Source organism: Cupriavidus sp. USMAA2-4 (assembly GCF_001854305.1).
Lineage (GTDB): Bacteria > Pseudomonadota > Gammaproteobacteria > Burkholderiales > Burkholderiaceae > Cupriavidus > Cupriavidus malaysiensis.
Genome location: NZ_CP017750.1, coordinates 85,813 through 108,740 on the forward strand (window position 1 = coordinate 85,813; position 22,928 = coordinate 108,740).

General features: G+C 62.5%; 19 protein-coding genes and 3 pseudogenes. 3 read left to right on the forward strand and 19 right to left on the reverse strand.

Annotated features, from left to right (window positions below):
- Positions 1-43 precede the first annotated feature (43 nt).
- The 9 genes from BKK79_RS40905 to BKK79_RS36565 form a co-directional block, all read right to left on the reverse strand.
- Positions 44-265: a hypothetical protein gene (locus BKK79_RS40905; RefSeq protein WP_157128670.1), complete on the reverse strand. Its 222-nt coding sequence runs from the start codon at positions 263-265 to the stop codon at positions 44-46.
- A 59-nt stretch (positions 266-324) separates the two neighbouring features.
- Positions 325-582 (reverse strand): hypothetical protein, encoded by a 258-nt coding sequence (locus tag BKK79_RS36530; protein ID WP_071040592.1) that lies wholly within the window; start codon positions 580-582, stop codon positions 325-327.
- A 1,239-nt stretch (positions 583-1,821) separates the two neighbouring features.
- A complete protein-coding gene (locus BKK79_RS36545; protein WP_071040595.1) occupies positions 1,822-2,289 on the reverse strand; it encodes a hypothetical protein in 468 nt (155 codons plus the stop codon).
- 231 nt (positions 2,290-2,520) lie between these two features.
- Positions 2,521-2,718 (reverse strand): hypothetical protein, encoded by a 198-nt coding sequence (locus BKK79_RS40910; RefSeq protein ID WP_157128671.1) that lies wholly within the window; start codon positions 2,716-2,718, stop codon positions 2,521-2,523.
- A 223-nt stretch (positions 2,719-2,941) separates the two neighbouring features.
- A complete protein-coding gene (locus tag BKK79_RS36550; RefSeq protein ID WP_157128672.1) occupies positions 2,942-3,427 on the reverse strand; it encodes a hypothetical protein in 486 nt (161 codons plus the stop codon).
- 59 nt (positions 3,428-3,486) lie between these two features.
- On the reverse strand, positions 3,487-3,933 hold the full coding sequence (locus BKK79_RS39790; protein ID WP_084085740.1) for a hypothetical protein: 447 nt from the start codon (positions 3,931-3,933) through the stop codon (positions 3,487-3,489).
- 62 nt (positions 3,934-3,995) lie between these two features.
- On the reverse strand, positions 3,996-5,369 hold the full coding sequence (gene iscB / locus BKK79_RS36555; protein ID WP_442873324.1) for an RNA-guided endonuclease IscB: 1,374 nt from the start codon (positions 5,367-5,369) through the stop codon (positions 3,996-3,998).
- A 460-nt stretch (positions 5,370-5,829) separates the two neighbouring features.
- On the reverse strand, positions 5,830-6,030 hold the full coding sequence (locus BKK79_RS36560; RefSeq protein ID WP_071040598.1) for a hypothetical protein: 201 nt from the start codon (positions 6,028-6,030) through the stop codon (positions 5,830-5,832).
- Positions 6,031-6,312: 282 nt separating this feature from the next.
- Positions 6,313-6,900: a hypothetical protein gene (locus BKK79_RS36565; protein WP_071040599.1), complete on the reverse strand. Its 588-nt coding sequence runs from the start codon at positions 6,898-6,900 to the stop codon at positions 6,313-6,315.
- Between the two features lie 467 nt (positions 6,901-7,367).
- On the opposite strand from BKK79_RS36565, the gene BKK79_RS36570 reads away from it, so the two are divergent.
- On the forward strand, positions 7,368-7,970 hold the full coding sequence (locus tag BKK79_RS36570; protein WP_157128673.1) for a hypothetical protein: 603 nt from the start codon (positions 7,368-7,370) through the stop codon (positions 7,968-7,970).
- Positions 7,961-9,505 (forward strand): hypothetical protein, encoded by a 1,545-nt coding sequence (locus BKK79_RS40915; protein ID WP_157128674.1) that lies wholly within the window; start codon positions 7,961-7,963, stop codon positions 9,503-9,505. Before BKK79_RS36570 ends, BKK79_RS40915 begins: the two co-directional genes overlap by 10 nt.
- A 76-nt stretch (positions 9,506-9,581) precedes the next feature.
- On the opposite strand, the gene BKK79_RS36575 is transcribed toward BKK79_RS40915, so the two are convergent.
- The 3 genes from BKK79_RS36575 to imuA are packed head-to-tail and all read right to left on the reverse strand — an operon-like array spanning position 9,582 to position 14,841.
- Positions 9,582-12,737 (reverse strand): error-prone DNA polymerase, encoded by a 3,156-nt coding sequence (locus BKK79_RS36575; protein WP_071040601.1) that lies wholly within the window; start codon positions 12,735-12,737, stop codon positions 9,582-9,584.
- A 9-nt stretch (positions 12,738-12,746) separates the two neighbouring features.
- Positions 12,747-14,210, reverse strand: coding sequence for a Y-family DNA polymerase (locus BKK79_RS36580; protein WP_071040602.1), 1,464 nt, complete (start codon positions 14,208-14,210; stop codon positions 12,747-12,749).
- Positions 14,137-14,841 (reverse strand): translesion DNA synthesis-associated protein ImuA, encoded by a 705-nt coding sequence (imuA, locus tag BKK79_RS36585; protein WP_071040603.1) that lies wholly within the window; start codon positions 14,839-14,841, stop codon positions 14,137-14,139. The genes BKK79_RS36580 and imuA overlap by 74 nt, the downstream gene beginning before the upstream one ends.
- 111 nt (positions 14,842-14,952) lie before the next feature.
- Between imuA and BKK79_RS36590 the strand changes: the two genes are divergently transcribed.
- Positions 14,953-15,663 (forward strand): hypothetical protein, encoded by a 711-nt coding sequence (locus BKK79_RS36590; protein ID WP_071040604.1) that lies wholly within the window; start codon positions 14,953-14,955, stop codon positions 15,661-15,663.
- Positions 15,664-16,001: 338 nt separating this feature from the next.
- On the opposite strand, the pseudogene BKK79_RS39795 reads toward BKK79_RS36590, so the two are convergent.
- From BKK79_RS39795 to BKK79_RS36620, 7 genes and pseudogenes are all read right to left on the reverse strand, one after another.
- A pseudogene (locus BKK79_RS39795) lies at positions 16,002-16,178 on the reverse strand (TrbG/VirB9 family P-type conjugative transfer protein); the annotation flags it as partial.
- Positions 16,179-16,504: 326 nt separating this feature from the next.
- On the reverse strand, positions 16,505-19,015 hold the full coding sequence (locus BKK79_RS36595) for a S8 family peptidase (protein WP_071040605.1): 2,511 nt from the start codon (positions 19,013-19,015) through the stop codon (positions 16,505-16,507).
- A complete protein-coding gene (locus BKK79_RS36600) occupies positions 18,993-20,024 on the reverse strand; it encodes an AAA family ATPase (RefSeq protein ID WP_071040606.1) in 1,032 nt (343 codons plus the stop codon). Before BKK79_RS36600 ends, BKK79_RS36595 begins: the two co-directional genes overlap by 23 nt.
- Entirely contained in the window at positions 20,017-20,334 is a 318-nt protein-coding gene (locus BKK79_RS36605; protein ID WP_071040607.1) for a helix-turn-helix domain-containing protein, read from the reverse strand. Before BKK79_RS36605 ends, BKK79_RS36600 begins: the two co-directional genes overlap by 8 nt.
- A 223-nt stretch (positions 20,335-20,557) precedes the next feature.
- Positions 20,558-20,957 (reverse strand): annotated as a pseudogene (locus tag BKK79_RS36610) (DUF1016 N-terminal domain-containing protein); the annotation flags it as partial.
- Positions 20,954-22,152 (reverse strand): annotated as a pseudogene (locus tag BKK79_RS36615) (tyrosine-type recombinase/integrase). The pseudogenes BKK79_RS36610 and BKK79_RS36615, both read right to left, overlap by 4 nt.
- A gap of 222 nt (positions 22,153-22,374) precedes the next feature.
- Entirely contained in the window at positions 22,375-22,914 is a 540-nt protein-coding gene (locus BKK79_RS36620) for a FlhC family transcriptional regulator (RefSeq protein ID WP_071040609.1), read from the reverse strand.
- Positions 22,915-22,928 lie beyond the last annotated feature (14 nt).

The following is a 22,928-nucleotide window of genomic DNA, read 5'->3' on the forward strand; positions in this document are numbered from 1 at the left end:
TTTGGCTTGGCGGTAGCTTGAGTCGTCACGGTGCTAGCGGTTGTCACAGTCCGTAGCGGCGTGCAATGCGATCACGACGCATCATCAGCGCGTCCAGTTTTGGCTGGGCGACACTCCAAGCATCTTCCTTGCGCAGCACGCGGCGACGGAAGAACGCGTACGCCGGTGTCATCCACAGTCCTCGCCACGTTTTGATGCGCTCGGCCTGGAGTCTTAATCGCATGTGTGCGCCGCGAACGGTGTGCTTCCAAGTCTTACGTTTCATTTCTGCCCCTTCTTCGGCCCATTCCGGTGCATCGCGCGCCAGCTCCGCTTTTCCGTTATCTATTGTTTCTTCCTGCCAAAGCGCTCCTTCGCCACCGTGCCGTCGATGCACTGTCCCTTGGTAGGGATCGCAAAGCGAGCACAATCCTTTGCATCCGAGAAGTCCATCACTATCGTATTGCCGTCCTTGTCCTTCACCACCAAGTAGGTCTTGCTTGCATCAAACGACGACGGCGAGACAACGACCGCTTCCGACGCTGTTGCGGCGCTCGCTGCGCTGGACATCGCAAGGAGGATAAGGCCAACTAGCTTGTTCATTTCTTGTTCATTTCTTGTTCCTTCGCTTCTGCCGGAATCCGGCCGGTACTCGGCGCGTAAGCGCCTGGTGCTCTTCCTATGAAACTCAGGCCCGCTTCACGGACGATTTCCCAAAGATTTTTGCAGAGCAGTGGGACAGCACTTTGGCGGATTCGTAGTGGTTACGGCAGCGGTGTGGGCCAGTTTGTTCAAGCCTCGCGTGCCAGGGATGAAATGCAGCCGGAGCCTGACACCACACCGCGGACAGGACGTGTCGAACTAGGGCAGGCCGATTAGCGGTTGAGCCTGCCGGATCGGGGCGGCAAGCATCGTGAATGCCGCCCGGCATGGGGTGCCCGGAGAACATGCAGCGTAATATGGTGATGATTCTTTTCATAGCCGTTGATGGAGGCTAACGATCCTTGCCTTCCCCTAGCAGTTCATCTACCTCCTTCCTCGCGTGTCGCACCGGCCCGTACATGCCCATTAGCATTGCGAGGATGAATGCAATGGCCGACACGGTGATAACCAAGCCGTTGGAGGTCAAGGCGCTTGCGACGGCTTGTAGCCATTCAGGAGGCTGCTGCCCTTGCCCTTCTAGGGACGAGGTTCCGAAGTTGATCAATAGCCGTGCGGTAGCGAAGGTCACCACTGCGAACCCGAGAGAGAGCAGTCTTGTGTCGCGGGAGACGCCGTAAGCTGCGACGCACATGATCACTGCTGCTGCCGGGGCCGCTGCAGTCAACGGGATTCCGAAGACGGTCTCCGCTAGCACGACGGCCAGGATTAGGGCTGGACCTACGCCAATACCGAACATTGTTAAGACCCTTTCGTGTCGGCAGCCGGCCGTGCGGGGCGCTGAGACGCCGGGTTGTTCTGCGGGTTCGCTGCCCCGTCTCTGGGCCGCGCGCGGTCCTGGGGTATTGCCGCGAGCACGTCGTTCCCGTGTCCGCTGCACCGATTGAATACGCGCAGCGCGACGGTCGTCGCCAGTGCTTCGATCGAGCTTTCGGCGGCCGGCTTCTCGGAGGTAGCCAGCGCAACACTCGCGCTGGCTACCTCCATTGCACCAGCCGTCGGAATTGTCGTTTGCATCCACTTCATCGTCGTCTCCTGTTCACGTTGGTGTCGATCGCGCTGTCACAACGTCACCCCCCTGGCATCCTGCCATCAGCGCCGAGATCCCTACGGGATCAAGCGCAACGGAATCTCTTTGGTGCAGAAGCAATGACAACGCCCCCCCGCGGTCAGCAACCTCGCCTATACCCAGGGCCAGCGCGCGCTGCGGTGCGCGGACGGCGTTCTCGTCTTTCCGGGAGCGCTCAGGGCGGCGAGTGCGTGCCGCCGGCTCACTTCTTCTGCCACTTGCTCAGCCTCGCGAAGGTTGCGGCGCGAGATCCTTCCGCTCGCGTGAAGCCACCCAGTGGTCAGGTCGGCCACCTGCGGATGCCGTTGCGTGAGACGGTAGAGTTGCGTGAGTTCGGCCGTAGAAAGGTCCGCATCAAGCTCCGCAGCATGTGACAGTTTCTCGGATATGGACAGCCAGCAAGCTGCAGCCATGATGCCGAAGCAACCGGCGACTAACCCAATACCGACCCAAACTGCCGTTCGATCGCCATCTCGAATGGCGAGCAGCAGCAAGGCGAAGGCATACGCGGTGGGCACCAGGAACGCCAAGACGTCGACCGGCGCGCTCGACGAGCAGAAGAGGGTTATGTGCTTACGCATGGTTGTCCTTAGGTACAGAGATTGAGTGCTCGCATATCACTTCATGTGGCATGGGTCGCGCGCGGCGTGCCGAGAAAAAGCAATAAGCCAGGCAAAGCACCACAACCGCTGGAAGGATCACGGCACCGCTGCAAAGCGACGCGAAGACACTCGCACTCAGGTTCACGGTCATGGTGAACTTCCCTTAGATAGGCATGAATGGCTCAATCGGTGGCCTTGCCGCAAGGCTGCTCAAGACAATCCAAGCCTTGCGGCAACCTCAGCGGGGTCAGCTGGGACGAACAGCTTTGTCGGCTTGCGGCCGTCGCCGCCTGCAAGGTACACGTCGCATCCACCCAAGAGGCACGGCTCGATCGCGTTGACGGCACTCGGTCTTATGAACGTCCCTGCAATGTGAACCAGTTTCTCGACGTGCAATTGGTCACTCATGCTTGGTCTCCTTGAATTCAGTTACGTAGCCTTGCGTCTGGATAGGCAGTGATAGAGCCCGGTTTGGATTGGCCTTGATCGCAGACAATCTCCAGGATGAGTGGTGGCTGGGGGTACTATGGTCGGAGGCAAGGGCAAAACGGGCGAAGCTGCGAGTACGAGGGCGAGAGCTGGGCCAGTTTGAGTTTTGGGGTATCCGTTTTGTGGTTGATCTGCCGCTGTGCTATGCGTCATCCCCCTTGTGATTCACCAATGCCCGACGGCTACGCGCCCATGTGACATACATAGCGGTCGCGACAATGCCACCGATGAAGCCGCCCACGGCCACCAGCCACGCGTACAACAGCACAAAATCATTGAGGCTCGGCAAACGGCCGAGTGCATGGGTGTCGGTGTCCGGCACTAGCACACTAGCCGAGCCAGCACTGAGCATCATCGTGACGCACAGTCCAACGGCGATTAGGCCGTATTTCGTGTGCCCCATGCGGAAGGTCGCGAATAGTATCGTTGCGAACCCTGCCGCGGCGAGTGCAAGTGCCCACGACGGCAAGGCTCCGGCGAGCATCGTCCCGCCGTGTATGGCCATCCACACGATCACGGCGACAATCAGTTGCAGCACAAGGCATTGCCCGAAGCTGAGTTCTTTGAACAGGAGCAAGACGGCTTCGCTCGCTAACGCAAGCTTGTCGCCAAAGGTCATTTTTTGCATGATTCGATCCTGTCGATTCGTCGTGCAGTGCATGGTGATTTCAACTCGTCAAATGACGATCAGGCTGCTCGATGTGCTTCCAGCCCAAAGAACTTCCGGCTTGGCGTGAGCAAAGCCAGGCCGCCAGCGGAGATCAGGACCGCGATCAGGTAGGCCCGCCGGATCCACCTACTTGCATTTGCCACGGCTTCATCTACCGGGACAGCTTTTACGGTATGCGATTGGCAGATTACCGGAGGACTCGCGCCCTTCGCCTCCTCGGCAGTTGATTCGGCGCATTCGAACACCAGCACAGCTCCAGCCGGGGCGGGTCGAATCGAAGTTTCCGCCCAGTGGACGATGCTCGCGACAGTGGACTCAAGCGGTGAATCTCCAGCGAAGGCCATCACCAACAGAACAGCCCCAACGAAGCTGGCTGGAATCACGACGCTCGCCTGGAAGAGGCGCCAGAGTGTGTAGATCGATGCAATGAGGACGTCTCGCTTTGTCAGTGTGAGTTTCATCATGTAGCGCGGGAGACCCCGGCATTCAAGCCGGGGAGGGATAGCGCGGCGTGCGAAGCACGCCCTTAACCCGGTCCATCCTGCGTTATGCTATCCGTCGGTTGAAATTGGTAGCCATAGCCGTCCGCCCGTTGCATGAGACGACAGTGACGATGGCTTATGCCTTGCACCAGGCTTGGCTTGGCCTGGATGTTGAAACTGCCGGAGGCGCGCACTGCCACCCGACCGGCGTGCTCGCCGGCGTTCTTTCCCGTGGGCACCGTAGCCCGCACGGCATCACCCGTACGAAACCCGTGCACGGTCTTGCCTCGCATCAAGTAGCCACGCGGGAAGCCGTAGCGATCCAGTCGGGTGCGTTGGTAGCTGCCACGCCCGGTGCACGTGATCGTCAAGGTCGGACGGTGCCACGCGTGCGCATGGCTCAGCCTGCCGACGCACACCGCGTCGAGCGCGTGCGTCTTCGGAATGAACAGGCGCATCCGATTGAACTTCGTGCGGCCGCCACTGGCGAGTTGCACTGGCAAACCAGTGCTCTTCAGAGCGCTCACCAGCGCCCAGCGTGTGGCGTTGACCGCGGCCGCATCCTTGAGCGGGCGCTTGGCATGGGCGAGGATCTTGACCAGCCGCGCGGGCTGCCGGGCCAGAAAGCGATCGATGGGCTGAGCGCCCTTCGCCTGGTTGCATGGTCCGCAGGCCAGCGTGAGGTTGCTGACCCGGTCGGTACCGCCCGTCGCGCGAGCCTGAATATGTTCGATCTGCAGCGGCAGATCTCTTCGATCACAGTAGGCACAACGTCGGCCCCACTTTTCCAGGAGGTACTCGCGCAACTCGTATCCAAACAGCGTGCCCTGTTGATACTCGACCCCAGCGATCTCCGGTTGCTCGAGCGCCTGCGGATCAAACCGGACAAGCTCGCAGCTCAGCACCGTGACCGGCGCCCAGCGACGCAGCCGCGCCACCCACGTTAGCGTCGTATCAACGCGATGCTTGAGGCTGGGTGGAAGCCATCCCGGAGCGCGGGACCGGTTCTGGAAGCGCGCTGCGCGGTAGCGCAGGTTCGCCCCACGCCGGCGGCGGCGGAACATGCGGCGCGCCGTCAGTGCCTCGGAAATGCTACGACCACGGTGGACCAGCTCGATCAAGCTCAACACCACCGCGCCTGGCGCCGAGTCGCCGTTTCCATCGTCGGCGACCGGAAGCTCGCGCACCAACGCGATGCCGGTCACTTTGCTTCCGGGGTCCAGCTTCACGCGCAGCGACTGGAGATGGCCGTCGGCCTGGCGCCGGTCGACGATCCGGATCACGAACGGCACGACCCGATGCACACGGGCGCGGCCGCGGGCCAGTAGCAACCTCGCCCGCTTCTCGCTGCAGGGCATCAGTGGTCTGCCCTGCCGGTCTAACACACATACCGCCACGCGGTACCTCCTATTCAACATCGCCCTTACGGGCCTGGTGACGGGGTCCTTGCGGACCCGCTCCCCTCGACCATGTCGTACGCCGGCCATCTGCCTCGATCCGTTTCGTGCTTACCCTTTCGCTTGTCTGCAACCGGGGCTTCGAGAGCCTGCCGCTGAGGAAGCACGGCAGGGTCGGTCTTGGGCACTGCGTACAACGTAGCGGGTTGGTTACCGCTCGGTCTGGTCAACCCGAGCTTCTTTCAAGCTCCGCCCTTCAGGGCGGGGTAGTTGACTTCCGCTTCTCTGGTTGGTTCCGATAGGATCTCCTTCACCTGGAAACGGCAAGGACATCGAGAAACCGGCAAAGCTGCTACGACTGTTTTCGCCGGCGTGCACTTGGTTTCAGCATCCAGGGGTAGGGAGTGCTTCCGTCGCAGGGCGAGGCGCCAAAGTGGACGCGGCGCCAAAGCTGGCGGAAGCGCGCTTGGTGCGGACCTGCTTACCTCCGGCGCCGGCGGGCATCGTCCTTGGCTTGACGAATATCCTCGAGCAGCGCCGGCACGTGGGAGAGGGCGCGGGGCCGGACCGTGTAGGGCTGGGAGGCTTGCTCGCTCTCGATCCAGCGATGAACGAGCATGTAGCCTCGGCCGACCTGGACTGTTACCCGCGACGTGATCGCAATCTCAGCGTCGTAACTCATGCCCGCGCCCGAACACTTTCGAACAGCGTGGCCGCCGGCGCGAATACGCGCGGCCAGAAGCTGGAGCGGGGGTGGGGCGACATCGGGCCCAGAGGTGGCTGTAGGGGTTGGATGGGTGGTCATCTGTGTCGGCCTTGTGTCACGGAGTCTCGCGGCAGTGCGAGTTCTTCTCAATTCTGAGTGCCGGGTGAGCGGATGCAACACCGTGTTGAGGCCACAGCTTGGCGAAGGGCGATTTGCCTGTCGGGAAGTGGACTGACGCTGGCGCTCGACCGATGAGATTCAGCTGCGGGGACCATCGGCTGATTTGCGATGCTGCAGATTGATCGATAGGTCGTCATTGCCGGCAGGCAGGACAAGTTGAGCGCCGGGGGCGAGGGTGACTTCCTGTGTGACGACGCTCTGCCGGATGGTCGGCAGTTGGACACTGCACCCGTCCGCAGCGGAAACGTCTGCGACGGAGAGGATCTCGGCATGCTCCGCGGTGACCCGATATCGGTTGGGGGCGACTGCGGATATCTGCAATGCTGTGCCGGCTTTTGCTTCGGAATACTCTATGGTCGGCGTCGCGCTGGACGGTCCAGAAACACAGCGGGACTTATAGGGGACGGTCTTGAAGTTGTCGAACTGGACGAGTTCTGCAGGGAAAGCCGTGCTGTCATCGAGAGGCTTCGACCCGTCAGCAATGACGTTCCCATCCTGGCTGTAGCGCCAGGAGAGATGGTCGGCGGCGAGGACGTTCCAGGTTGCAGTGGCGAGTAGGACGGTGGCCGCGAGGAAGGCCGGGGCACGGCGGGAAGTTCGCATGGCGAGGGACGAGTCAACGGAGAGACAGAACGTGTTGGTCACATCGTATGCGGTACTGTCCACGTAGGTAGCCACGAAAGCACAGCGATTTTTGTGAGGATTCGCTAGGGTGGGTATCCGGATGGCATTGGCTGGGGGCGGTCCAGGAGGGATCGTGGCAACTCAGCAGAAATCCCGGCTCGTGGTCTCCAGTTCGCGCAACATCCACGACAGGTCGACCACGCGCTGGGCGATCAGGCGGCGCAGCGAAATGGGTTGATTGCCTCGTGGCCTTAGAGGTGGCCTTCGACAGTTTGCGTCGGTCCGCTCGCAGTCCCGCCGTCAGCTTGGGAACATGGTTCTAACTGACGGGCTGGCTCTTCGCCGGCGCGGAGCTGCTGGAACGAAGGGCCGAGAATTAAGAGGCGTTTATATCTGGATTGAATCTGGCCGCCCAACTTCGGGAGGGTGGATTATACGCAGGGGCCACATTTACCCTGCATGAGGTGTTAGCTAATCGTAAGAATTAGCCATTTAACAGGGAGGTGCCAGTGAGCAATTGGCGCAAAGCAGCATTTGCGGCGGGAGTGGTCGCGCTTGGAGCCGCGACCGTATTTGTCACGACCAAGCTCGTGGCAGAGCCATCGACCGAGGAGGCTGGCCGTTCCGGGAATGCAAATCGGGCGGCTACTGCATCCTCCGCCGATCGGCGGCCCGGAGAGCTCCTTCGCCGCGGAATGGTCAAGGTCGAGGACCAATCAGGGAGACCAGGCGTCAAGTCGAAGGATTTCACTGAGACGGTCGAAGGGATCGATGCCGACAAGAACGGTATTCGGGATGATATTCAGGTTTATATCGAAGAGACATACAAGAGCCTCCCACAGCGAGCCGGGATGCTCCAATACACTCGTGCGGCAGAGAATTTTATGCTCCGCGCAAAGACTCTCGATGAGTTGAAGGAGTATTGGCCGGCCTACGCAAAAAGTGCCGACTGTCTTAAGTCGCTGTTTGGTGATGGCTGGGTAAAAGAGGCTGGTGAAATTCAGGCTCAAATGATGAACACCCCGCCGCGGATAGAGGCGTACATCGAGACGCGGCGCATGTCGAAAAACAATATTTGGCGGCTCTATTCCGGAGATAAACCATGCGAATGAAGGATGGGCGGATTGTTAGGGTGCTGGCCGTTTTCGTGTTGTTCTTTCAGATCGCCACGCCGGCAGCGGCCCAAGCGAATCGGTACTGTAGCTCGGAATATCTGATTCTCTTTGGGAATGGAGTCAACACGATATTCCCGGATTGGGTGCAATCCGTGCAGGCGCTTCGGGATATCGCTGGCGATTCACATAATGAGGTGCCCGTTAATTACGGACTAGCAGAAAACCCCTCCGATGGTGTCTTGCTAGATCTCTATCAAGTCTATCAACAGAAGGTAAGCGAAGATCCCTCGCTCTCGTGGGAACTGTTGATTCGCGTGTTCGTGGGGGCGGTTGATGGCTTGACGTTCGGAACGATCTCGAAGGTGCAGGCGTTGATCACGGATACAGCGGCGGCGAACTCGCAGCAGCTTCAGGCCAAATTTCAGGCGCAATACAACTACACCGACGCCGATGTGGTGGCGCAAAAGGCGCTGGTGATCGACGGGCTAAAGAACCAGGGGAACCGTGTCCTATTGGTGGCTCATTCCCAGGGGAATCTTTACGCTAACGCGGTGCACCGGGCAGTTTACAATGACCCTGACGTTACACCGGGCAGTTTCTCACTGGTGGCTGTCGCGACGCCGGCAAACTTCGTTCCGCAAGGCGTGCCCTATACCACCTCGGACAATGACGTGGTGATCAACGCCCTGCGCCAGTTTATCTCTTCGAGCGTGCTGGCAGCGAATGTGTCCGTACCGTTTCGGTTCGATGACGTGTCGGGGCATTTTTTTACTGGCACCTACCTCAATACAAACTACGTAGCTCGAACGAAAATCTCGACTGATATCATCGCGTCAATGGACAGGCTCGTGCGACCGGAGGGCACCTATGACTTTGAAGTGGTCTTGAAGTATGGCGTACCCATCTCTACGGCGTCGCAAATTGTGTTTGATCCCGACAATAGCTTTGGCTCACTAAATACTTGCTATCAGCGCTTCTTTTTGTCACTGGATAGTGGGCTTGGGGATGCGACAAGAAATTCGATTGCAGCCGTATTTTGCGGTGACTCGCGTACTTGGACCTTGATTGATAAGGCAAAGAGTCGACTTGATCCATTTGCCGCGAAGGATGATGCGGCATATGCCGCGGCGCTCGCGGAGATTAAATCTCGACTTTTATCACATATTCCATCTGTTGCAAACTCTGATTCTGCAATTAGTGCATTTATAGCCGGCCGATCGCCAGCGTACTCAAGGAGCGTGGGCTCAACATGGGTTGGAAATTCCGGTCCGACCTACACATTTTCGTCGACTGATTTTGATGCCAGTGGCAATCTGCTGCATCCCTTTACCTATCTTCCGGTCAAATTATCGGGTGAGGGCGACCCCCCTTATTCTGAGCAGTATGCGGGCGCCGACACGGTTTTTCTCTCTAAGTTCCTTATGCCGCTAGAAGGTGATCTCCGCATAATACCTAGTAACGTTGCAAAATTTGAGAAAGGAGCGGGATTTATACGTTTTAATCTCTGCAGGAATTCAGGGCAGCCAATATAGATCTAGTCAATGGCATTATAAATCTAGCGAACCAGGATTGCTTTTGGTTACGTTCTTGCGGTCCTTGGGGGGGCCGCTAGCAGAAGTCTCGGCAGGTGGTCTCTAGTTCGCCCAGCATCCACGTTAGGTCCACCACGCGCTGGGCGATCAAGTGCTTCACCTCGCCCTCGCATTGCCACCGCCCGTAGACCCCGACCATGCCGGAGCCCAGGATCTCCTTGCGAAAGCGCTCGAACACGTCGGGCCAGATGATCACGTTGACGACCCCGGCTTCGTCCTCCAGTGTCATGAAGACGACCCCATTCGCCGTGCCCGGGCGCTGGCGCACCGTCACAATGCCGGCGGCGCGCGCGGTCTGGCGCGACTGGTAGCCAGCCAGAACGTCGGCTGGCACGAAGCGCCGGGAGGCCAGCAGCGGCCGGAGCAGGGCAAGCGGGTGGCGGCGCAGCGTCAACCCCATCGCGCGGTAGTCCCCCGCGATCTCCTCGCCTTCCGTGGGAGGCGCCAGGGCGGCAGCTTCCTCCTTCACGTCGGCCGGGCGCAGCAGATCCTTGTCGGGCACGGCCGCGGCGGCCTGCCACAGCGCCTGCCGCCGCCCGCCGGTGAGCGATGCCAGGGCATTGCCGCCGGCGAGTACCTGCAGGTCGTGGCGGTCGAGGCCAGCACGCCGGGCCAGGTCGGCCGCGCTGGAGAAGGGCCGGATCGCGCGCGCGTCCTCGATGCGCTGAGCGGCCTCGCGGCGCATGCCCCGCAGCAGCGACAGGCCGAGGCGCACCGCCGGCGTCGCGCCGTCGGCTGGCCGCTCGAGCGCGGAATCCCAGCCGCTCGTGGCCACGTCGGCGGCCAGCACCGTGACCCCATGCCGCTTGGCGTCCTGCACCAGCTGCGAAGGCGTGTAGAAGCCCATCGGCTGACTGTTGAGCAGCGCGCACAGGAAAGCTGCCGGCTCATGGCGCTTCAGCCAGGCCGAGGCGTAGACGAGGAGGGCGAAGCTGGCCGCGTGGCTCTCGGGGAAGCCGTACTCCCCGAACCCCTGGATCTGCCGGAAGATGCTCTCGGCGAACTCGAGATCGTAGCCGCGGGCCAGCATGCCGGTGACGATGCGCTCGTGGTACTTGCCAAGGCCCCCTTTGCGTTTCCACGCGGCCATCGCCCGGCGCAGCTGGTCGGCCTCGCCGGCGGAGAAGCCGGCCGCCAGCATAGCCACTTGCATCACCTGCTCCTGGAAGATCGGCACGCCGAGCGTGCGCGAGAGCGCCTTCTCCATGTCCGGGCTGGGGTAGGACACCGGCTCAAAGCCCTGCCGGCGGCGCAGGTAGGGGTGCACCATGCCGCCCTGTACCGGGCCTGGCCGCACGATCGCCACCTCGATCACCAGGTCGTAGAACGTGCGCGGCCGCAGCCGTGGCAGCATGGACATCTGCGCGCGCGACTCCACCTGGAATACGCCCATGCTGTCCGCGCGGCACAGCATGTCGTAGGTCGCTGGGTCTTCGGGCGGGATGTCCTGCAGCTCGAAGGCCTCGCCGCGCTGCTCGGCCACCAGGTCGAGCGCCCGGTGGATGGCCGACAGCATGCCCAGGGCCAGCACGTCGACCTTGAGCAGACCGAGTGCGTCGAGGTCGTCCTTGTCCCACTGGATCACGCTGCGGTCCGCCATCGCGGCATTCTCGATCGGTACCAGGCGCGACAGCTTGTCCTTGGCGAAGACCAAGCCTCCCGAATGCTGCGACAGGTGGCGAGGAAAACCGAGCAGCTGCGTGGCCATGCTGGCCCAGCGCCGCGTGAGTTCCGCTTCCGTGTCGAGCCCGCACTCGGCGAAGCGCCGCATCAGGTCGGCCTTGCCATCGAACCAATGCTGCGCCTTGGCGACCAGATCGACGATTGCCGGGTCCACGCCAAGGGCCTTACCGGATTCGCGCAGCGCGCCGCGCGGCCGGTAGGTGGACACCGCGGCGGTTAGTGCTGCGCGATCGCGCCCGTATTTGCGATACAGGTACTGGATCACCTCCTCGCGCCGCTGGTGCTCGAAATCGACGTCGATATCCGGTGGCTCGCCGCGTTCCTTTGAGATGAAACGTTCGAACAGTAGGTTGCCGCGCGCGGGATCGACCTCGGTGATGCCCAGGCAGTAGCAGACTGCTGAGTTGGCGGCCGATCCCCGGCCCTGGCACAGGATGCCCTGTGAGCGCGCGAACTTGACGCAATCGTAGACCGTGAGGAAGTAGGGTTCGTACCGAAGATCGGCGATCAGCGCCAGCTCGTGCTCCAGTTGCTGCTGGACGGCCAGCGGGATGCCTTGAGGGAACCGCCGGTGGGCGCCCACGTAGGCCTCGTCGCGAAGGTAGGCGGTCGCCGAGCGGCCGTCCGGTACCAGTTCCTCGGGATACTCGTAGCGCAGCTCGTCCAGCGAGAAATTGCACAGATTGGCGATATGGACCGACTCGGTCAGCAGCCGATGCGGGTAGAGGTTGGCGAGGCGCAACCGCGAACGCAGGTGCTGCTCGGCATTCGCTGTCAGGTCGTAGCCGCATTGCGCGACCGGCCGCCCTAAGCGGATGGCACCCAGCACATCCAGCAGCGGCTTGCGCGAGCGCACGTGCATGACCACATTGCCGGCGGCCACCAGGCGCAGGCGATGGCGAGCCGCGGCCTCCTCAACGCCGGCGCGGTGGATATCGTCGAGCGGGCGGTAGAGCAGGTGGAGCGCCATCCAGGCGCGACCGGCGAAGGTCGCGGAGATCCAGGCGGCCTGTGCGTCCAGTTGGTCGGCCGGCGCGCAGTAATCGGGCGTGAACAGCACCAGGCAGTCGGGCAGGCCTCGCAAGTGGGAGTAGGGCGCCTCGGGCGCGGCCAGGTCCCGCATGGTCAGGTGGTAGCTGCCCTTGGCGGCCCGGGTGCGCGCCAGCGTGATCAGTTCGCACAGGTTGCCGTAGCCGGCGCGGTTGCGCGCGAGCGCGACGAAGGAGAGGGCCGGGCTGCCGTCGGCATTCTTGAGACGGAAGCTGGCGCCGACCACCAGCTTCAGGCCGTGCTGCTTGGCGACCGTATGGGCGCGCACGATGCCGGCCAGCGAGCATTCGTCGGTGATCGCGAGCGCTTGATAGCCCAGCGCCACGGCGCGCTCCGCCAGCTCTTCCGCCCGCGAGGCGCCGTGCAGGAAGGAAAAGTTCGAGAGGCAGTGCAGCTCGGCGTAGTCGGGTAGGCCGACGCCGGAAGGTTGGGGCAGCATGGCGACGCCTCAGCCAAAGAGCCCGTGCAAGTACCAGTGCGCGGCGTCGCCCTCGCGGCTGCCCATGCGCTCCTGGAACACCCAGTAACAGGTGTGGTCCTGGCCCTCGGCAACGTAGTAGTCCCGCGTGACCACCTCGCCGGCCCACCAGCCGGCCTCGATGCGTTCGGGCGGCGAGACCATGCGCAGCGGCGAGCCGTAGTACGGGCGGTGGTCGCGCTCCAGCAACGGAATCGGCTTATCGAGCAGCCAAGCCGGGCGGGGCAATGCCGGCGCAGGCCCGCCCGCGGCCACCTTGGTGCCGGCGGGCACCCAGGTGTTGGCGACCTCGGGCCGGTAGTCTGCCTGCAGGGCGGGCTGCAGCACGCGCTCGGCGCCCAGCCGCGCGGTGAGCAGCTCCAACAGCCGGGCATGGTCCTCGGGCGTTCCGCCTGGCTCCGGGAACAAGCTTTCGCTCGGCGGCGCCAGCGGTTGCGTGTCGACGGCGGCCAGGTGGACCGCAATCATCGGCGCGTCGACAGCCAGCCGCGCGAGGCGCTCGCGCAGCAGGCGGTTCAGGTGAGCGGCGTGCCAGCTCGGCTCGGCCAGCGCTACCTCGACCACGGTCGGCGGGATGGCCTCGCGGCCGCGCTCGTGCTGCAGCGACACGGCGAAGCGGGTCACGGCCAGGTGCCGCGCGGTGAGCCATCCCACCAGCTGCTCGATCAGGCCGCCGGCGTAGGCGAGGGTGGCCTCGGCGTGTTCGATGCGGTCGGGCAGTTCCACGCGCGCGGCGAACGTTGGCGGGGCCTCCAGCCAGTCGAATACCTCGGCGGCCTCGCCCAGGGCGCGGTCCAAGGCCTCATTGATCGCCGCGCCGCAGCGGCGCTGCAGGCCGGCCCGCGGCAGGCGGCGCAGGTCGCCCAGCGTGCGGCAGCCCAGACCGTCCAGCCAGTCGGCGTGCGGCCGTGCCGCCGGCAGCACCGCGGCGGGAAGGGTTGCCAACTGGCGGCCGAGACCGGCCGGCTTGAGCGCGACGCCGCCGCCGGCGCGCGCAAGCAGCCAAGCGCCTTGGGCAGTCGGCGCACAGCCAACCGCCACGGTGTATCCGAGCGCTTCGGCTGTGGCGCGCATGCGCGCGCGCAGCCGGCGCGCGCCGCCGAACAGGCGCAGGCTGGCCGACACGTCGACCAGGACGGCATCTTCCTCAGCCTCGACCACGGACGGCGAGAACTGGAGCAGGGCGAGCGCGAAGGCGCGAAGGCCTTCAGCCTCGCGTGTGGGTGCGCGTTCGAGGAGCACGGTCTGCGGGGCGATGGTCTGCACGCCGCCGCGGCGCATCTGCGGCCGCACGCCGGCGGCGGCAGCCAGCGCGGAGGCCAGATGGACCCGGTCCTTGTCGAGGACCGCGACGGCCAGCTCAGTGGACCAGCGTGGCCGGAAGACTTCCAGGCACAGGCGCGGTAGGCGCAGGCAGATCCAAAGGCGATACATGACGGCGAAGCAGGATGGGCGAGGGTTCCAGCGGTACCAAGACAGGCTTGTCCTGCTGCGGCCCGCGCCGCTTGAAAAAGGTCAGCTCGGCGCCTCCGGCAGCCGGCGCTATGCCGATGCGTAGCCGCGCGGGCGATGCGTCGCGCGCACAGGTGGCCGGCCGCATCAGGTAGAACAGCGTATCGCCAGCTTGGGCGGCCAGATTGAGACGGCGCAGCGCATCGTTGCGCAGGTGCTGCGACCAGAACAGCAGGGCGCCGCACGTGCCGGCGCGCAGAATCTGCTCGGCGGACCACAGAGCGTCGGCGGTGCGCTCGCTGCGCAACCACAGCAACTGAGCCGGCGGCAGTCCCCAGTTGGCCAGGGCCAGCCCCTGGGGCGCGTGGGGCGGGTCCAGAAGTACGATCGGGCGCGGAGCCAGGCTGGCCAGCGCTGGGCGCAACAGGCGCAACTCACCCACGCCCGCCTGGCGCACCAGCAATTCCACCAGCGTGCCCGTCGGCCAGCCCCCGCCCGGCAACTCGCCGGCCAACGCGGCGTAGCCCGTGGGTACGGTGCGGCCGGCTGCCCGCGCCAACTGTGATGCGAGCCAGAGGCCAGGATGGATGGTTTCGGGGGCTGGGGCGGTCATGGCGGGTTCCTGCCAAACAGTGTACTGTATATTTATACAGTAATCGAGCCGATTGCCTCTCCGGCCGGCTCGGTGCATAGTGCTCCACACCAGGACGGACGCCAAATTGAAATGAGCGACTCGAACGAATCCCGCCTGCGCGCCGCGCTGCAGGCCGGCCCCATGCCAATGCGCCTGGCCCCTCTGCTGGGCCCGGATTTCCTCGGCGCCGACGAAGCCGAGCGTTACGCGATCTACACGGAGCCAGAGGAGGCGCCAGGGAGGGCGGAACTCCTGGCGACCCTGCGCACCAAGCTTGCCGCAGACGCGACGACGCTGCCATGGACCGGCGAGTCGATGCTTGGCGAAACTCTTGAGGACGAGGATTGGTCGGTTGGCGCAGCAGAGGAGGTCAGCCTGTCCAGCGACGATGTGGACGAGGTGGTTGGCCAGATCGTCAACTACCGGCTCATCCTGACGCGCGATCTGGATCCGATCGGTTTCTGCACGTTCGCGATTAACCTGGATGACTATGGCGCGGTGTTCCCAACGCTGTGCGAAGTGTGGATCGAGGGGCCGTACCGGGATGCCGGGCTGGGACTCGGCTTCATGCAGCAAATGGCGGACGCGATCTACGCTGCTGTTGCCGAATTGGATGCGCGGCTCGCCGGCGGACCGGCGCTCGAACTCGATATCGCGATCGGCCGAGAACTTTCGACCGATACCGTCGAGTCTCTCCTGCAGGCTTGCCTCGAGATGCTGGAGGAGCGATTCCAATCGCCCGAGTTGTCGGGGGCGCCGCGACTTAGTGTCGTGCGACCAGGTTCGGTCGAGATTGCGTAGACACCCACCGTACTGCGGCACCATCGAGAAAAAGATATCAAAGAGGCACTTTATATTGGCCCCTGTTACTGGTAGCAGACCGCCTCGAAGAGGCGGAATGTTTTTAGGGGTGCAAGCTGGCGATTAATTGCATTTATTGTTGATAGTCGCCCCTCCGAATCCGGTATCATGCCCAAAGCCGTTTATGCGGCATGCGGGAGTCCGAGCCAAGCGCCTCGCGCCCAACCAGACTCGCGAACGCACACCGATGCTCAAGCGGCATCAGCGTGCGCTGGCCAGCGCGCCTTCCTTTGTAACGCCGAGATATCGGCACAAGGAGAAGGCAATATGTCGACCACAATCTCTGGCGCCGAGCCCCCCCCCTGCGCCTGGTGCTGCAAGGCCAGCGTCCGGTCTTTCGGATAGTCCCAGGACACCGAGGCCATCCAGGCCCTTTCCGTCGAGGTTAGTTCCAGCAGGTATGCCCTGCGGTTGGTGGTGATGACCAAGTTGGCCTTGAGGCCCGAACGGATGGGATACTTGGACCGCCTTCGAGCCTCGAAACGCTGCGTCAACCTGTTCGGTGCCAGCCTGTGGTGCTGAAGAATGGCTTGAGCCGGATGCGGGGTGACTCGCACGTCCGGTTCTTAGGGGGCGGCGGCGCAGCAATGCGCCGCCGCTACCCGACGCCGTGGCACGATGAAGGGAACAGCAAGACCGCCTCCCTCGCACCTCCACGCTTCCCGGTTTTCGGCAAGCGCAGCGCGCAGGCCCGAGAAGGCCGAAGGCGTCAGGGATCATAGCCGGATGGCTGCAGCGCGGCGCATCCCGCGAGCCCGACGGCGGTACGCCGGGACGCTCGTTACGTATTCACAACGACGGCATTGGCCACAGGGATTTTCTGGGCGACAGCAGCGTAAAGATCAACGTCCGTCTGCTGCGTCTGAATGGACACCACAAGGCTATACCGTGCTGGCAGCCCATAGCGCTCCAGCGCTGGCCGCGTCCGCCACCACCCTGCCGAAGGATAGACAGCAATGAAGCCACGGCTGGCCAACTCAGCCGCCGTGCCTCTCCAGACATCCTGGTGCAGCGAACCACGATGTCGTCGCCGTTCACCCAGCAGCCAGTCGGGATCAGAGGGATTCACAGGTTCGCCCTCATCCTCGCGCTGGGCCGCCGCATTCACCCGAGCGACGAAGTTCTCGGTGGACGCATCAAGCGAACGCTGCACATCGAATCGAAGGCGATGCGAAGGGTAGTGATACTTCGATGCAGCGCCACGCGCCGACGGATTGGGTTCAATGAAATATGAGAGCGTGACACGCATTTCGACGGGTGTGTCCTGCAACGCCTCCAGCTCATCCTTCGGCCATGGCAAGGAATGCAGATTCATGTCGCGCGTCACGATGCCCTTGCCCCGAACCTTCGCATAGGGATGCACCTGGTCTTCAACCAGCAAGGTCAGCGAGTCCCCCGCACTCCAGAGCGCCCGATTCAAGTCCGGGGCTCCCCATCCGCAGTGACGGATCAGATGAACATAGTCATCCTTGTTCGGCACTGCGGGCAAGAACATCCCGCGCATGGCCTCACTCCATTGCGCTGAATGCACCAGCAATGCACGCACGGTCTCCGGCCGAAGGTGCGGATAGGCCGCCATGATCTGCGCCGCCATCCTCGCACACAATGCCGACGCGGCGCTGGTGGCGTTGCTGGTGGTAAACAAGCGATCCAGCGGTTGGTTGTGGGTCGTCAGCAAGTTCAGGCTGGCCATACCGACCGCGCCGAGATCATCCTTGGCCGCATTGCCACCTTCCAGCACCACTTCGGGTTTCAACGGCCATGCCCGATCCCACGTTCTGGTTGTCGTCGTGAAGGGACTGAGGCCACCGGCTTCAGCGACCGGATTCAAGGAAGGATGTCCTTCCGTGTCGATCTTGTCGGTGCAAGCGCCCACCGTGATCGCGTTCCATGCCTGGCCAGGGTCATGCACAAGATTGGTGGAAAGGCTATCGGGATACCCATCCCACGCATTGGGATCGCGCGTGTTGCCAGCGGACAGCACGAACAGACGCGGACTTTCACCAGCCCCATCGGCATCCGCAGCAAGGTCATCGACAGCCGCAGACCATGACGAAGGACGACCACGATCACGGTAGTCCGAAGCCGTTACAGCCGACGTAAACACGCGCGGCCGATTCGGAGCGGAGATTTCAGGGCGCGCGACGCCTTCGGTAAAAAGATAGGCATGGTGACGCGCATCGCCTTCGTTGGCGCCTTCCGCAGGCACCAGCTTGACCGACTCCAGCCGATGCGGGACGCTGATAGGGTCAGCAGAGGACAAGGCATCCGTAAGATCGCCATAGGCCGCCAAGCCGGCCAGGCCAGTACCGTGATCCGCCTCGTCATCCACGCCCCATGCCGGTTCCACCGTATGCTGGTCTCCTGCATCCATCAAGGGGGCCAGCAGCGGATGCGCGCGCGTCACGCCGGAGTCTAATAGGCAGACTCGGGGGGCCGTATCGTCCGGCGGCAATTGGGCACGTCGCAGCAAATCGTCCGCCCAGTCAATCTGCTCACCCACCCCCATGCCATCGAAGAATTCGGCAGTTTCCTTGGCATAGCGAAGCTCGGCAACGCAGTTCAGCGTCATCACCGATCGTGAAAGCTGTTGCTGCGATCCGTACATCAGCAGCACCGTGCGCTCGGGAAAGTTGACCTGTTTGTCGCTGACGACACATTCCGCCAAGCGGGCGAGCTTTTTGAAGTCTTCCACGACGACCTGCCGTTGCCCTTGACCTCGAACAGGCAGCCATACCTCCCACCAAAAGGCAGCCGCCAAATCAGCAGGCAGGAGGCCGGGATCATCAGTCCACAAGGCCCGGACTTCGGCAGCTCGAATGGAGTCGATGGCATCCAGCAGCTTCCGGTGGTCACGCGCCTGACCGCGGCTGTCTTTCTTCTCCATCAAATAGTCGGAGACGTATTTCTCAAAGTGCGCGAGTCCCCCATCAGGGACAAAGACATTGGCGAAAGTCTGGTTGCCCTCGTGGCGCACACTGAGAAGCTCAATCTTCTTGGTCTCGTTCGCCAAGCTCTCGAACGCCAGTTCGACATCCGGCTGGCTGGAGAACTGAATTTGCAAGCCCAGCCCGCTTTCCAGTTGCAGGTCTCGCTGAGCTTGCACAGCCTCCGCTGCTGCGGGCTTCAAGCTTTCGATCTGACCGCGAAGGGACTCACCGTGCTGCTGCCGGGGCAGAGCCGGCACGTCGCGAGTCGATCTGCCTCCAGCAGAGTGCGCTTTGAATTCGACAGCCTGTGATGTGTATCGAAGAATGAAATGCGGACGTTTAGCTTGTTGTTGATCCGGCATGGTTCGGCACGACCTTCTTGTTGTTCATTCTGAGGCTGAATTTGCGGCGCTCATCGAAAGCTCGTGCCAGCATATCTGCCTTCACGCGCTCCTCGTCGTGCATCAACGCCTCCTTGATGGATTCATCCACAGCGCGTTTGATCTCTGCGTAGCTCAAGCCTTCCGCCTTGGCTGTGATGGCCTTGAGCGGAAAAGGCTTGGGCGCAAACTTGCCCAACCGAGACTGGAGCAGCTTGGCGGCCTGCGGCGTAGTCGGGAGCCGATACTCGATCACATCGTCGAATCGACGAAAAAGCGCGTAATCAAGAATCTCCACATGGTTGGTTGCCGCGACGATCAAGCTATGGGATTGGTCGCTCTCGATCATTTGCAGGAAGCTGTTCAGCACGCGCCGAATCTCGCCCACATCGTTGGCCAGTCCTCTCTGCGAACCAATGGCATCGAACTCGTCGAAAAAATAAACGCCGCGCACCTCATTGATGGCATCGAAGATCTGGCGCAGCTTGGCGGCAGTCTCCCCCATGAACTTCGTAATCAGGGCATCCAGTCGAACAGCAAACAACGGGATGCCAAGTTCACCGGCCAGCACAGAGGCGGTCATCGTCTTGCCAGTGCCTGGCGGGCCGACCAGCAGCAGTTTGCGTCTCGGCGACAGGCCATGCTCGCGGATGCGCGAATGGTGTTTCTGCTCTTTCATGATGCGGCCAAGCTGTTCAGCCATTTCCGCATCGAGCACCATGTCCGACAGTCGATTTTTCGGATAGGAAACCGTCAACAGGTTCGCCAGCTCACCGCGCGGACGGGCCAACGGCACCAGTTTTCCCTCGGAGCTATCCGGCGAAACACGGGCTTTCGCCGCGTCGATCATGTCACGCAGTTCTTCGGCGAGCTTGCCGTGGCCCACCTTCGCTTCACGGGCCGCAACCTGCATGGCGACAGAATAGAAGTGTCGGTCATCCCGCGCGATGTGGGATTTCACCAACGCCTTGAGTTGTTCGGCACTAGCCATAGTGACTTCCCGCTTGCGCTGTCAGGTTGGTCGATGTTCCCAGCAATGCCAGCGCAGACTGCATCAATTGATCGGCGACGTGCTCATCGATCGCACCCAGTTCATTCTGATCAGCAGCCAGAACGAACAGCAGCCCGACAGGCACATGCAACGCCTCGGCAATCTTGGTGATCGTCGAAAGTGTCGGGTCGCGCTTATTGTTCTCAAGCATCGACAGGTAGGACACTGAGCAGTTCGCTCTGTTCGCAATGGCGCTCTGAGAGACACCCCGTTGCGTTCGGCACAGTCGAATGGCTTGTCCAACATTCATGGCGCTTGCTTTCTCGCGGATTGCGACGAGCGTAAGTACCGTAGAATTTTACCACCAGTGAACACTGTTGACGATACTTCGCCCCGGATCAAGGCGTTGGCAACGCCTCCAGCAGACAGTCTTGGGCCGCGACACGAGCCCACTCGATGATCTGCGGCCCGTTCAGCCCCAGCGATGGCTTGATGGCCGCAGGCAACAAGCCCGACGGCGGAACACTAGGACATCCGCCGCGCAGGGTCTCGGCTAAATAGAACTGGCGCGCATGCTCGCCCTTGACCGACAGCAGCCGCACATAGGTCGACCACGGCAGCGTGAAGACCTGCGCCAGTTCGTCCAGCCACCAAGGCCGCACCGGCTCCAGGGAAGATTCACCAGACACTGTCTGGCGAATTGGCCGGATCAGAAAGAACGACCGCATTTGCTGCTGGTTTTGGCGGCTGAAACCACGGCCGAACTGCTGGATGAGGTCGCTTGCCAACTGCTCAATCAACTGCTCGCTGTAACCCGCGCGTCGCCGTCTGGCGCGCGGCATCGAGCAGGTCCCCGATGCCGCCGCGGATGCCGCCGTAGCCGGTAGGCACAGCGGCAGGTGTGGCTCCTGCCGCAGGCGTCTCCCTGGTCATGCGGGCACCTCCGCAGGCCGCGGTGCCTCGGTGATCATCTTGCGCCGGTTCGCCACCAGCCCGGCAGCCTTGCGCACCGGATCGTTCTCCGTGTGGGCGTAGCGCATGAACATCGCCACGGTCTTGTGCGCCGTCAACGCCATCCCGACCTTGACCGGGATGCCCGAGTTGGCAATGTCGGTCGCAGAACGGTGGCAGATACCGTGCGTGCCGACAAGCGTGGCGCCTGCCGCCTCGAGGGCGCGACTCCAGCCGTTGTAATACTCCCCGTGGTCAGATGCTTGCCCGGATGGCTCGGGGACGGCAGCACGTAGGAAATGCCTTCCTGCCGCGGAGGCGTCGAGAGCAGCCGATAGGCTTCCTCGCTCATCCGCTTGTAGATGGCGCCTGTCTTGCTGTCCGGCCAGACCACGCGGCGGCTGTCCAGGTCCACCCAATCTCATTGGAGCGTCACGATTTCGGAGCGGCGGCCGGCGCACTCGAATCGCAGGCGGATCGCCAGCGGGATGACGTAGCTCTCCGGGCCCTCGGCCTCGTTGTGTTCCAGTCGCCGACACAGCTTGCCCATGTCCTCGTCGCTGATGAGGTGGGTGGCCTTGCCGTTGGGGTACATCGGGACGTGGGGACAGGGGTTGGTGCCGTCCGGCCCGTGGCCCCACACCTCGGCAAGGTTGAACATCTTGCGCGTCACGCCGAAAGCACGGTTGGCCTCGGCGGGCTTGTGGGTCATCTTCTTCATCGCCGTGGCCACGTCCGGGCGCTTCACGGTCTGGACCTTCAAACGGCCCAGCATCGGAGCGATACAGCGGTCGATGACTGCCTGATACCCGCGCTGGGTGCTGGGCCTGTTGCGCTGCTTGGAGTAGTCCGCCATGAACTTGGTGCACCGCTCCTTAACCGTGGGGGCTGCGCGGGCGGTGGCCTTGGTCGCGCTGGGGCCGCCGCCCCGGCGCACCTCGACCAGCCATTCCTGCGCCAGCGAGAGGGCCTGCTCGACGGTCAGCTCGCCGCACAAGCCCAACGCGATCTCGCGGCGCTCGCCGGCGTTCGTGCGATACTGCAGCATAAACACCTTGCGACCCGCTAATGTAATCTTGCACACGAAGCCGGGCACCAGCGTGTCCCGGAGTTCGACGGCTTGCGCCTGGGGTTGTGCCGCATCGACTGCGGACTTGGTGAGCTTGATTTTCGCCACGATGACTCCTCGGAAAGCCCCGATTCCCAAGAGCCATGTAGGGGCCAGCAGAGGGGAAGCCGGGTCAGGTTTCGGAAAGCACCGGCATATGTTGTCGCCTAAGTTATTGATAAACCCGCTGTATCGGGCTTCGGCGTAGTCCAGCGAAGTTCGGTGCTGGAGTCATGGTGAAATGAAAAAGGCCCCGTGAGTAGCGCGAGGCCTTTCTGGCATTCGAGCGGCTCAATCCGAATGACCGCCGGCACACACGCTGCAGACGAAGTTTGCCTCGTGTGCAAACGTCAAAATCTCCGCTCCGCACAGCTTGCACTCCTGAACGGCGATCTTTTCCCCGTGGCTAGTCGGGGAATTGCCATAGAGGTCCTTGGCTCGCCGAATCAGATAGAACGCACGCTCGGTATTGATGATCCGCTGCGATGCCGTGCCGGGCGCTTCCTTCTTACCTCGATACAGCCAGTAATACGTGTGGTATGTCCAGACAAAGGCCTGGCTATGTGCGATACCGTTTTGCAACGCGAGTTTATAAAGCGAAAGCAGCAAACTCGCATGAAACTGCCGAGAGGGCCGTTCGATATACCACTCCAGCGAATGAGGGGTCTGCCCGGATGGTGACGGTTGGTTATCGTTCAGTTGCTTATAGAGCGTTCTTGCATCGGACGTGCGAATGTCCGTTGCCGATACCATCGTGATTGCCCGCGCGCCCATCTCGCCGAGTACACGAGCATGGTCGAGTTTCTGTCTTCTCAGTTCGCTTGCCTGCATGGCCACTTCTCCAA

Bases quoted from the DNA above. Each gene is read 5' to 3' on its own strand.
- BKK79_RS40905 (WP_157128670.1), bottom strand. From the start codon at position 265: ATGAAACGTAAGACTTGGAAGCACACCGTTCGCGGCGCACACATGCGA.
- BKK79_RS36530 (WP_071040592.1), bottom strand. From the start codon at position 582: ATGAACAAGCTAGTTGGCCTTATCCTCCTTGCGATGTCCAGCGCAGCG.
- BKK79_RS36545 (WP_071040595.1), bottom strand. From the start codon at position 2,289: ATGCGTAAGCACATAACCCTCTTCTGCTCGTCGAGCGCGCCGGTCGAC.
- BKK79_RS40910 (WP_157128671.1), bottom strand. From the start codon at position 2,718: ATGAGTGACCAATTGCACGTCGAGAAACTGGTTCACATTGCAGGGACG.
- BKK79_RS36550 (WP_157128672.1), bottom strand. From the start codon at position 3,427: ATGCAAAAAATGACCTTTGGCGACAAGCTTGCGTTAGCGAGCGAAGCC.
- BKK79_RS39790 (WP_084085740.1), bottom strand. From the start codon at position 3,933: ATGATGAAACTCACACTGACAAAGCGAGACGTCCTCATTGCATCGATC.
- iscB (WP_442873324.1), bottom strand. From the start codon at position 5,369: ATGTTGAATAGGAGGTACCGCGTGGCGGTATGTGTGTTAGACCGGCAG.
- BKK79_RS36560 (WP_071040598.1), bottom strand. From the start codon at position 6,030: ATGAGTTACGACGCTGAGATTGCGATCACGTCGCGGGTAACAGTCCAG.
- BKK79_RS40915 (WP_157128674.1), top strand. From the start codon at position 7,961: ATGCGAATGAAGGATGGGCGGATTGTTAGGGTGCTGGCCGTTTTCGTG.
- BKK79_RS36575 (WP_071040601.1), bottom strand. From the start codon at position 12,737: ATGCTGCCCCAACCTTCCGGCGTCGGCCTACCCGACTACGCCGAGCTG.
- BKK79_RS36580 (WP_071040602.1), bottom strand. From the start codon at position 14,210: ATGTATCGCCTTTGGATCTGCCTGCGCCTACCGCGCCTGTGCCTGGAA.
- imuA (WP_071040603.1), bottom strand. From the start codon at position 14,841: ATGACCGCCCCAGCCCCCGAAACCATCCATCCTGGCCTCTGGCTCGCA.
- BKK79_RS36590 (WP_071040604.1), top strand. From the start codon at position 14,953: ATGAGCGACTCGAACGAATCCCGCCTGCGCGCCGCGCTGCAGGCCGGC.
- BKK79_RS36595 (WP_071040605.1), bottom strand. From the start codon at position 19,015: ATGCCGGATCAACAACAAGCTAAACGTCCGCATTTCATTCTTCGATAC.
- BKK79_RS36600 (WP_071040606.1), bottom strand. From the start codon at position 20,024: ATGGCTAGTGCCGAACAACTCAAGGCGTTGGTGAAATCCCACATCGCG.
- BKK79_RS36605 (WP_071040607.1), bottom strand. From the start codon at position 20,334: ATGAATGTTGGACAAGCCATTCGACTGTGCCGAACGCAACGGGGTGTC.
- BKK79_RS36620 (WP_071040609.1), bottom strand. From the start codon at position 22,914: ATGCAGGCAAGCGAACTGAGAAGACAGAAACTCGACCATGCTCGTGTA.